At 43.5% G+C, this 9,609-nt stretch carries 13 protein-coding genes and 1 other annotated feature; all 13 genes read right to left on the bottom strand.

Going from position 1 to position 9,609, the window contains the following annotated elements:
• Window positions 1-193 precede the first annotated feature (193 nt).
• Window positions 194-382 carry a hypothetical protein gene (locus tag ACEYCN_RS00550; protein WP_373712359.1) on the bottom strand — a complete coding sequence of 63 codons (189 nt, stop codon included), beginning with the start codon at window positions 380-382 and terminating at the stop codon, window positions 194-196.
• Window positions 373-984: a hypothetical protein gene (locus ACEYCN_RS00545; protein ID WP_373712358.1), complete on the bottom strand. Its 612-nt coding sequence runs from the start codon at window positions 982-984 to the stop codon at window positions 373-375. Before ACEYCN_RS00545 ends, ACEYCN_RS00550 begins: the two co-directional genes overlap by 10 nt.
• Before the next feature lie 303 nt (window positions 985-1,287).
• On the bottom strand, window positions 1,288-1,758 hold the full coding sequence (locus ACEYCN_RS00540) for a flavodoxin (RefSeq protein ID WP_373712357.1): 471 nt from the start codon (window positions 1,756-1,758) through the stop codon (window positions 1,288-1,290).
• A 146-nt stretch (window positions 1,759-1,904) separates the two neighbouring features.
• Entirely contained in the window at window positions 1,905-2,273 is a 369-nt protein-coding gene (gene rplL, locus ACEYCN_RS00535) for a 50S ribosomal protein L7/L12 (RefSeq protein ID WP_018167322.1), read from the bottom strand.
• A 69-nt stretch (window positions 2,274-2,342) separates the two neighbouring features.
• Window positions 2,343-2,840 carry a 50S ribosomal protein L10 gene (gene rplJ / locus ACEYCN_RS00530; protein ID WP_373712356.1) on the bottom strand — a complete coding sequence of 166 codons (498 nt, stop codon included), beginning with the start codon at window positions 2,838-2,840 and terminating at the stop codon, window positions 2,343-2,345.
• A gap of 27 nt (window positions 2,841-2,867) precedes the next feature.
• Window positions 2,868-3,003 (bottom strand) — a sequence feature (ribosomal protein L10 leader region).
• Window positions 3,004-3,083: 80 nt separating this feature from the next.
• A complete protein-coding gene (mmuM, locus tag ACEYCN_RS00525; RefSeq protein ID WP_373712355.1) occupies window positions 3,084-4,037 on the bottom strand; it encodes a homocysteine S-methyltransferase in 954 nt (317 codons plus the stop codon).
• Between the two features lie 12 nt (window positions 4,038-4,049).
• Window positions 4,050-5,426, bottom strand: coding sequence for an amino acid permease (locus tag ACEYCN_RS00520; RefSeq protein WP_373712354.1), 1,377 nt, complete (start codon window positions 5,424-5,426; stop codon window positions 4,050-4,052).
• Window positions 5,427-5,577: 151 nt separating this feature from the next.
• Window positions 5,578-6,165: a ribosome biogenesis GTP-binding protein YihA/YsxC gene (gene yihA / locus ACEYCN_RS00515; protein WP_373712353.1), complete on the bottom strand. Its 588-nt coding sequence runs from the start codon at window positions 6,163-6,165 to the stop codon at window positions 5,578-5,580.
• A 14-nt stretch (window positions 6,166-6,179) separates the two neighbouring features.
• The gene (gene clpX / locus ACEYCN_RS00510; RefSeq protein WP_373712352.1) at window positions 6,180-7,406 is read right to left on the bottom strand and encodes an ATP-dependent Clp protease ATP-binding subunit ClpX; all 1,227 of its coding nucleotides are present in this window, start codon (window positions 7,404-7,406) and stop codon (window positions 6,180-6,182) included.
• A gap of 25 nt (window positions 7,407-7,431) precedes the next feature.
• The gene (locus ACEYCN_RS00505) at window positions 7,432-7,602 is read right to left on the bottom strand and encodes a hypothetical protein (protein ID WP_373712351.1); all 171 of its coding nucleotides are present in this window, start codon (window positions 7,600-7,602) and stop codon (window positions 7,432-7,434) included.
• A 2-nt stretch (window positions 7,603-7,604) separates the two neighbouring features.
• Entirely contained in the window at window positions 7,605-8,117 is a 513-nt protein-coding gene (locus ACEYCN_RS00500; RefSeq protein ID WP_373712350.1) for a dihydrofolate reductase, read from the bottom strand.
• Between the two features lie 87 nt (window positions 8,118-8,204).
• Window positions 8,205-9,044 (bottom strand): thymidylate synthase, encoded by an 840-nt coding sequence (locus ACEYCN_RS00495; RefSeq protein WP_373712349.1) that lies wholly within the window; start codon window positions 9,042-9,044, stop codon window positions 8,205-8,207.
• A gap of 78 nt (window positions 9,045-9,122) precedes the next feature.
• On the bottom strand, window positions 9,123-9,609 hold a 487-nt coding region (locus ACEYCN_RS00490; RefSeq protein WP_373712348.1), incomplete at its 5' end, for an ROK family protein.

The following is a 9,609-nucleotide window of genomic DNA, read 5'->3' as shown; positions in this document are numbered from 1 at the left end:
TTCCTCCTAAAGTACAAATAATCGCTATAAATATTCCTGAAAGTACTTTGACAATTTTTCTTTTTTTCATCATCGACCCCCTTATGTTCTACTATAAAACAACAACTCACTATTATCTTATAGTATAACACAAAGATATATTGTGTTCAAAAAACTTCTGTAAAATCGACCTTATAAATTTATTCCTCTACTTTCAAAGAGCAACCGTTATGGCCTGGGTCACATCCTTACTGTTAGGATCGCCCGGGGTGCGGTTGATGAATTTGTAATATTGACATGTTTCTTTGACATATATTTTAGAATTTTTAGTGGTAGGGATTTGACTTGTGACAGGTTTTACATATTTTTGCAACGCCTGAATTTGTTGATCATTTAAGGCCATTTCCAATATTCTCCCTCAACAATTTCTAAATTATAAGTAATTTTTACATCAGGACTACCTACCTCATCTTTTATTACATTCTTTAAATAGCCCTCTGAATTTAATGCAATTAAATTGTTATCTAAACCTTCATCCTCACTAAGTTTTGCAAAATCCGGTAAATTATCATAATCTGATACTTCAACAATCTTATTAGGCTTCACTACTAATTCAATGACTTGATCGCCTAGACCATCAAAAGTTATGTTTAAACCTGCTGGAGTACCAAAATCCGAATATGGCCCCTCTATCGTTCCACTGCTTCCAAGCACAGCACGATTTCCTTCAGTATCATAAACCACTGGAACCACATTCGCAGTAAACATCGAAAATCCATCGCCTCCATCCACGAAAATAGGCGAAAATTCAATCTTACTGACCCCTGAATAGTTTTCCTTGATATAAGTCGCAATTTGTTCTTCCAATAGTTTGAAACCATGTTGAATCAGTCTATCGTTCCGTTCAGTCGCTGCTCTGTATGACATGTAATAAATTCCTCCTAAAGTACAAATAATCGCTATAAATATTCCTGAAAGTACTTTGACAATTTTTCTTTTTTTCATCATCGACCCCCTTATGTTCTACTATAAAATAATAACTCACTATTATCTTATAGTATAACACAAAGATATATTGTGTTCAAAAAACTTCTGTAAAATCGACCTTATAAATTTATTCCTCTACTTTCAAAGAGCAACCGCTATGGCCTGGGTCACAGCATTTCTGTTAGAATCACCTGAAGTGCGGTTGATAATTTGGTATTTTTGATATGAATTATCGTCGTGAATTATTGAGATCTTTTAGTAAAAAAAGAAGAGTTTGCAACAACAATTGTCCCAAACTCTCACTTTGTTCCATCTAAGAAATCACTTCTTCAACTGATTGTCAGTCAGCCAACTACTGATGGAAGCCTTATTAGATAAGATTCGCCCCCTAAGAGGTCTATCAAGCAGCCAATCCATCTCCAACTGGGCCTGTCCATAGCTAGAGCCGCCTGAGGTTGCAAAACTCGCCACCTTCTTTCCCGTCAGCTCTAAGTCTTCTATCACTGTATAGAGGATGCGCGGCGGAATTCCCCACCAAATGGGATGACCCAAAATGACTGTATCGTAGTCAGCAATATCCGGCAAATTCCCTTTATAAAGAGGACGGCTTGTCGAATTTTTCTGTTCCAAATTGGCCCGACAATCAGGATTTGTCCAATCCAAATCTTTCTTTGTATAGGCAACCTTTGCTTGGATACGATACAAATCAGCCCCCAAACTCTCCGCCATCTGATGGGCAACCTGCTCCGTATGCCCAGTCATTGAAAAGTAAATAATAAGTGTCTTTGCCATCAAAATTCCTCCATCCAAGGTCTAAAACCTTTTTCCCTATCATACACCTTGGAGTTGGGTCTGTGTCAAGTAAATCGCGGCAATACACAAAAACCCCACCAAAATATTGGTGGAGTTTGTAAATAGCAACTTAAGGTAAACCTTGATTATTTCAAAGTTACGCTAGCGCCAGCTTCTTCAAGCTTAGCTTTGATTTCTTCAGCTTCAGCAGCTGCAACACCTTCTTTAAGGATAGATGGTGCGCCGTCAACAAGAGCTTTCGCTTCTTTAAGACCTTCGCCAGTGATTTCACGTACAACTTTGATAACGCCAACTTTTTTGTCGCCAGCTGCAGTCAATTCGATATCGAATGAATCTTTAGCAGCACCTGCATCAGCAGCGCCAGCAGCAGCTACAGCTACAGGAGCAGCTGCAGTTACACCAAATTCTTCTTCGATAGCTTTTACAAGGTCGTTAAGCTCAAGGATTGTAGCTTCTTTGATTTCAGCAATAATGTTTTCAATGTTCAATGCCATTGTGATTTTCCTCCAATTTAGGTTTTTAAAATAATGTTTTGTAGCACTAAGCAGCTACCTTCTTACGCATTAAGCTGCGTCTTCTTTGTTTTCTGCAACTGCTTTGACAGCATATGCAACGTTGCGAACTGGCGCTTGAAGGACAGAAAGCAACATAGAAAGCATGCCTTCGCGGTTTGGCAAGGTTGCAAGGGCTTCGATTTCTGCTTTTGTAGAAACTTTGCCTTCGACAGCTCCGCCTTTGATTTCAAGTGCATCAGCCGTTTTCGCGAAATCATAGATGATTTTTGCTGGGGCAACTGCATCTTTTGAGAATGCAACTGCAGATGGGCCTACAAATAATTCTGCAAGACCTTCAAGACCAGCTTTTTCAGCAGCACGGCGCAAGATTGAGTTTTTGATAACTTTATACTCAACTTCTTCGCTACGCAAGTTACGACGAAGAACAGTATCTTGTTCAACTGTCAAACCACGCGCATCAACAACAACGATAGAAGTTGCTGCTTTCATCTGCTCAGCGACTGCATCTACTAATTCCGCTTTTTTAGCGATAATAGCTTCACTCATTAATTTTACCTCCGTTTTTATTTTGGGATAGGCACAAAAAAATCGCACCTACACCTAGACACGAAAGTACAAATACGTTTATATTCAATAATCGTTTTGTGCCTCGGTAGGATCTTTATGAGTCGAGCTCCCCTACTGTCTTAGGTCAGTTTTTTCAAACCTTAGCTAGGATACCACTTCTCTCTTATAATGTCAAGAAAAAAACTTGATTTATCAAAAAAAGAGGATTGACTCCTCTTTCTATTAGCCTCTAAAAGTCTGATAGAGTGATTTAATATCATTTGGCCTGGTTCGGCAGCAACCACCGAGCACTTTAACCTGAAATTGATTATGCCAGTAATGACTGTTCTCTACTAAATCTTTAGCAGCAACATCTTTTGGTTTCCAAGTCTGAGTCTGACCATCATAGACTTCACCTGAATTGGGATAGGTGACCAGATATTTATTGGTCAAACTAGCCAGTTTTTCCAGAGCGGCATCAAATAGTAAGGGTGAACTACAATTGATTCCAAGGGCCATGATTTGCTCAGAAGAGTTGACCAAGTCCGCGACGGCTTCCAAGCTTGTTCCATCTGAGATACTACTGCTTTCCTGAATGGTGAAGGATATATATGCTTCAACCTGAGGAAATTCCTCTGCCAGCAATTCCACAAGAGACTCTGCTTCCAAAGCATTTGGAATAGTTTCCAGTGCCAGGAGATCAACTCCCTGCTTGAGCAAAATCTCAATCCTTGGCCGATGAAAATTTTTCAGTTCTTCCTTGCTGATATTTCCATAGTCACCAGTATACTCAGAACCATTGGCCAAATAAGCCGCATAAGGTCCTACATCTCCAGAAATCAAGGGATAGGGACGCTTGCTTTTCTCAGCATCAGAAATAGAGGCCCAGACCTTATCTCTGGCAGCCCTTGCTAAGGCAACCGTCTGAGCAATGATAGCATTCGCTTCTGCTTCTGATAGGCCAGCTTCTTGGAGTCCTGGGAGTGTCGCCTGATAGGATGAAGTCGTCACCAAATCCGCCCCAGCAGCAATATAGGTTTCATGGATTTCTTGGATGATACTTGGTTCCTCCAGTAAATACTTAGCAGACCAAAGCTTGCCAGAAATATCATAACCCAGTGCTTCTAGTTCGGTACCAAGGGCCCCATGCAAAATCAAAACATCCTGATTCTCTAATAATCCTTTAAATGTTCCCATAGGAGCTACTCCTTACCATTTTTTAAAGCGAAGATAGTAGTAAACATAGCACAAGATCATAAAGGGAACACCGAAATAAAGACCAGGTCTCTGTGATGGGTCCCAGGCAATCCCGATGATAGAAATCACCAAGAGAACAACCGTAATCCATGGCAAGGTTGGAGAAAATGGAGTCTTGTATTCCAATTCATCCACACTATGCTTTTTGAGAAATTCTTTTCGGAAACCGATTTGAGCCAAAGGAATAGCCAACCATGCCACCACAACCGCAAATCCAGCAATGGAAACTAGGGCCAGGAAGATGGTATCCGCTGCATAGATGCTAGCAACCAAAGCAATGACGACACCCACCATGGATAAGAGCATGGCCCGCATTGGCACACCGTGCTTGTTAATCTTAACTAGGTTCTTGCTAATCATTCCTTCATTGGCCAAGGACCAGAGCATCCGACTAGATGCATAAAGCCCAGATGTGGATGCAGACAGAATAGCTGTTAAAATGACAAAGTTCATAATATCGGCTGCATAAGGAATACCGATTTTTTCAAAGACAACGACAAAGGGTGCTTCGACGACCCCTGCTTGGTCCATAGGCAAGAGTGAAGCCAGAACCAAGATGGTCAGCGAGAAAAAGGTGACGAGGAGGCCGATCGTTGATTTGATAGCCTTTGGTACTGCTTCTTTTGGATTGTCCGTTTCACCAGCCGCAATCCCAATCATCTCTACACCTGAATAGGCATAGTTGACGGAAAGCATGACAGAAATAACACCAATCCAATGATTAGGGAAGAGACCGTTGGCAGTCAAGTTTGTAAAGAGGGGAGCTGAACTCGTTCCTTCATAGGGCAGAATGCCAAAAATTGCCAGCATGCCAAGAATGATGAAGACAAGAATGGCATAGAATTTAATACTTGAAAAATAATCTTCTGCTGTCGCAAACCAGCCAACACTGAGAGCATTGAGTCCAAAAACCAATAGGGCAAAAAGGGTTGCAAAGACCCAGATAGGCACATTTGGAAACCAACGTAAGGCTAGTTGCGCCGCCCCGATAAACTGCGATGCCAGAGCTACAACCCAGCAAAGCCAATACATCCATGCCACCATAAAGCCCGTTCCTGGACTGATAAAACGAGTGGCATAGGTATGAAAGGACCCGGTCACCGGCATAGCAACTGATAATTCCCCCAAAGAGAACATGACTAGATAGACCATGACTCCACCGAAGAGGTAAGAAAGAATCGCTCCAAATGGTCCTGCTTGGTTGATGGCATAGCCTGAGCTCAAAAAGAGCCCTGTACCAATAACACCACCGATTGATAGCATCTGCAAGTGGCGACTGTTCATCTGACGATTAAACCGGCCCTCATTTTCAAAATTATGATTTTCCATCATATCTCCTTTAAAATGTAATAAGACTATCTTACCATGATAGCTACAACTTGTCTTATAGGTATTTTTTAAGATGGCCTTAGTCATTGCTTATAGAACTTTTGAAGCAGAGAAAAACCAAATTCCTACTGAAGAGAAATTTGGTTCTTTATTATATAGACTCTAAAATCGCATCCCAGGCCTGGTCATAGCCTTGACGGGTTTCAGATGAGAAGATAATGAAGCGGTCGCTTGCCTCAAAATTCAGCTTTTTCTTGATGGCCGATTCGTGCTTGTTCCATTTGCCTCTAGGAATCTTATCAGCCTTGGTCGCAACTACAATGACTGGAATCTCATAGTACTTGAGAAACTCATACATTTGCACATCGTCCGCAGATGGGTCATGGCGTAAATCAACCAGACTGACCACCGCCCGAAGATTCTCTCGGCTGGTCAAATATTCTTCAATCATCTTGCCCCATTTGGCCCGCTCGGTCTTTGAGACCTTGGCATAGCCATAGCCTGGAACATCCACAAAGCGGAGTTTATCATCGATATTGTAAAAATTGAGCTGCTGGGTTTTGCCTGGCTTACTGGAAGTCCTGGCTAGATTTTTCCGCCCTAAAAGGGTATTGATAAAGCTAGACTTTCCAACGTTTGAGCGACCTGCCAAGGCGATTTCAGGCATGTCATCCTGAGGGTACTGGGCCTTGGAAACCGCACTGAGGACAATCTCAGCATTATGTGTGTTAATTTCCATCTGGGTCCCTTCCACTAAGCAGTCTCCAAAAGAGGCTTGTCCTTGCCTTCTACCGCATCCTTGGTAATACGAACCTTCTTGATGTGGTCTTGGCTCGGCACTTCAAACATGACATCCATCATGGTTTCCTCGATAATAGAACGTAGCCCACGGGCCCCTGTTTTGCGCTCGATAGCTTTCTTCGCAATCTCTACCAAGGCGTCCTGGTCAAATTCCAGCTCGACATCATCATAGGACAGGAGGGTCTGGTATTGCTTAACCAGGGCATTTTTCGGTTCGGTCAAAATGCGGACCAAGTCCTCTTCCGTCAGCTGATTGAGGGCTGCAAAAACAGGTAGGCGGCCAATCAACTCTGGAATGATACCAAATTTTTGAATGTCGTCAGCGATGATGTGCTGCATGTAGGAATCTTCCTCAGCAATGGCAGTGTTGTTGTGGCCAAAGCCAATGATTTTTTCACCCAAGCGCTGCTTGACAATTTCTTCGATGCCGTCAAAGGCCCCACCTACGATAAAGAGGATGTTCTTGGTATCGACATGAATCATCTCCTGCTGGGGATGCTTACGGCCTCCCTGTGGAGGAACACTGGCCACTGTTCCCTCGATAATTTTCAGGAGGGCTTGCTGAACCCCTTCACCTGATACATCACGGGTGATGGAGACATTCTCCCCTTTTTTGGCAATCTTATCAATCTCATCCACGTAGATGATACCACGCTCGGCCCGGTCAATGTTGAAATCCGCCGCCTGAAGGAGCTTGAGCAGGATATTTTCTACATCTTCTCCCACATAGCCGGCCTCAGTCAAGGCTGTCGCATCGGCGATGGCAAAGGGAACATTGAGGCTCTTGGCCAGGGTTTGGGCCAGGAAGGTCTTGCCCGAGCCAGTTGGGCCAATCATGAGGATATTGGACTTCTGGATATCCACATCATCCTCACCCCGTGTATCCTGGAAATTGATGCGCTTGTAGTGATTGTATACTGCTACCGCCAAGGCGCGTTTGGCCCGATCTTGGCCGATGACATAATGGTTGAGAATATTGAGCAATTCCTGCGGCTTTGGCGTGTCCGCCAAGTCTGTCAAGACCTCTTCTGCCAATTCTTCTCGGATAATTTCCTGTGCCAATTCGACACACTCATCACAGATGAAAACATTGTTTCCTGCAATGATTTTCTTTACTTCTTCTTGATTTTTACCGCAAAATGAGCAATAAATCATTTCCTTGTTCTTGTGAACTGCCATTTCTTACCTCTACATTTCTCTCTTACTAAAACAAAAACCCATAAAAGGCATGAATGCTATTAACCAGATTGGTGAAGGCATTCAGCAAAAATAGGGCTGCGAGGCCATAGCGTCGCTTTTGCAGGGCCTGGCCTGCACAGATGACACAGATGCCACATAAAAAGGCTGTAAATAAGCCAAATAAACTTTTCTGCATTCCTAGATCACTTTCTTTATATACTTCCGAATGGTGAAATCGGCTGGATTTTCTCCGTCTTTGGCACGAAAATCGGATGCAACTTCTGTCCAGACAGTCCAGTCAAAATCTTCTGGGAAATAGGTATCTCCCTCATAGCTGGCATGGATATCTGTCTTGACAATTTCATCCAGATAGGGTTCAAAGATGCTGAAGATTTGCTTGCCGCCGATGACATAGAGATTCTTGTCCTGCTTTTCATACCAGTCCAAAATCTCCTCAACCGAATGGAAAACCAGCACGTGCTCATTGTCCACCTGATAGTTCTTATCGCGGGTCAAAATCAGGGAGAGACGCTTGGGCAAAGCCCGTTGGCCCATGCCATCAAAGGTCACACGGCCCATGAGGAGATTGTGACCAATGGTGGTTTGCTTAAAATGTTGCAGCTCAGCTGGTAATGACCAGGGCAGAACCTGATCCTTCCCGATGACACCTTGCTCATCCTGGGCCCAAATGCCCACTATCTTTTTCGTCATTCTCACTCAGTCCTTTTTCTTTGTTCCTTTATTCTATCAAATAATCAACAAAAATGCACTTGCTAGACATGTAGCAAGTACAGTTTCTTAAATGGCTAGGTCAAATTTGAGCTGGGGCTTGACAGCCTCATAATCGACCAAGACAAAATCCTCGGGCTTGATGTCAAAGAAATTGGTCCCATCTGGCACATTGAGAATCAGCCTAGGTTGGCAGTCTGTTGGTTTACGGCGGAGCAGTTCTTCTGCATTGTCAAACTGATTGTCATAGATATGGAGATTGTTGACGAAGTAGAAAAACTTGCCGACCTTCCAGCCAAAATGCTTGGCAATCATCATCTGCAGGGCCACATACTGCATGGCATTGATATGGTGGGCCACCAGCATGTCATTTGAGCGCTGGGTCAGGGTCGCATCCAGATAGATTTGACCATCCACCCGACGAACATCAAACATGGTTTGAAAGGCACAGGGCAAAAGTCCTTCGGAAGCTTCAAAGGCCTCGTAATCCCAGAGGGAAATAACATTGCGGCGATTCCAGGGATTTTCCTCCAGCTGCTTCAAAATCTTGTTGATGATGTCATGCTTTTTAACCACAGCCCCATAGCGCTGGCCGATGGTGCCTGTGTTTCCAACTTCCCAGTCATTCCAATAGGCCACCTTATACTTGTCATTGAGAAGGGACAAATCATTGGTCTGGTCCTGGTAAATCCAGAAAATCTCCTTGATGGCGGACTTGATAGGAATAGGCCGAAGAGTCGTGATGGGAAAGTCACCCTTACTCAAATCATACTCGGCAAAAGAACCTGTAATGTATTTGGAATTGGCTGTCTGACCATCCTTGTACTTGGGCCTTGCCTGCTCTGACCAGACACCTTCATTCAAAATCTTGGAAATATTATCTTTAAAAATTACATCTGCTTTTGTCATAAGGACATTATACCACGAAGAGAAGTTTTTTTCCCTCCAGAAGTTACAAAAAAAGCCAACCGAGGTCAGCTTTTTAGATTATTTCAATACCAATGATGCTGCTCCAAGCACCCCGGCGTCATTACCCAAGGTTGCTAATACCAGCTGGGTGCTTTCCTTGATTTGCGGGAAGCTGTTTGCAACGAAGACCTTGCGTACGCCTTCTAATAAGAACTCACCAGCGGCTGACACACCACCACCAAGCACGATGTAAGCTGGGTTCAATACTGCTGCGATGTTGGCGCAGGCCACACCAAGGTAGTTAGAAAAATGACGGTAGACAATCAAGGCCAAATCATCCCCTTCTTTTGCCAAGTCAAAGACATCTTTGGCGGTCACCTCTTGACCATCGTCAATCATCTGTTTTAGTTTGGCATCACCAGCGTATTCTTCAGCATACCGGCGGGTCAAGTTGACGATACCAGTTGCAGAAGCAACGGTTTCCAGACAGCCTTTTTTCCCACAGGTGCAGTCAAATGGAGCCTCAAAGTCAACAGTGATATGACCTAGCTCACCACCTGCTCCC

It is taken from the genome of Streptococcus sp., from assembly GCF_041802885.1.
GTDB lineage: Bacteria > Bacillota > Bacilli > Lactobacillales > Streptococcaceae > Streptococcus.
Note: the sequence above shows the minus strand (reverse complement) of the source record. Positions and strands in the feature narration are given on the sequence as shown.